Source organism: Vibrio sp. 10N.222.49.C9, from assembly GCF_041474985.1.
Classification (GTDB): Bacteria; Pseudomonadota; Gammaproteobacteria; order Enterobacterales; family Vibrionaceae; genus Vibrio; species Vibrio crassostreae_C.
Genome location: NZ_JBFRVD010000314.1, coordinates 1 through 375, shown reverse-complemented (window position 1 = coordinate 375; position 375 = coordinate 1). Strand labels below are relative to the sequence as shown.

Annotated in this window: 1 pseudogene; it reads left to right on the top strand. The window is 48.8% G+C overall.

From position 1 onward, the window contains the following. Positions 1-375: pseudogene (prpD, locus tag AB4585_RS23295) on the top strand (2-methylcitrate dehydratase); the annotation flags it as partial.

The window sequence follows — 375 nt, the reverse complement described above, 5'->3', positions numbered from 1 at the left end:
CTCTTTCCCTGCTGAGTTCCACTCTCAAACGGCGGTAGAGGCCGCGGTGACCTTGCACAGTGAGGTAAAAGAGCGCCTTGATGAGATTGAGCGTATTGAAGTGACCACTCATGAATCGGCCATTCGCATTATTTCTAAGGTGGGCGAGCTGGCAAACCCTGCAGATAGAGACCACTGCCTGCAATACATGATTGCTGTGCCAATGATTCATGGTGACCTAATTGCAGAGCATTATGAGGATAGCTTCCATAAGGGCGATCCACGCATAGATGAGCTTCGCTCGAAGATGAGCATTGTAGAAGACTCTCGTTATACCCAAGAGTATCTTGACCCTGAGAAGCGCTCTATTGCCAACGCCATTCAGGTGTTCTTTAA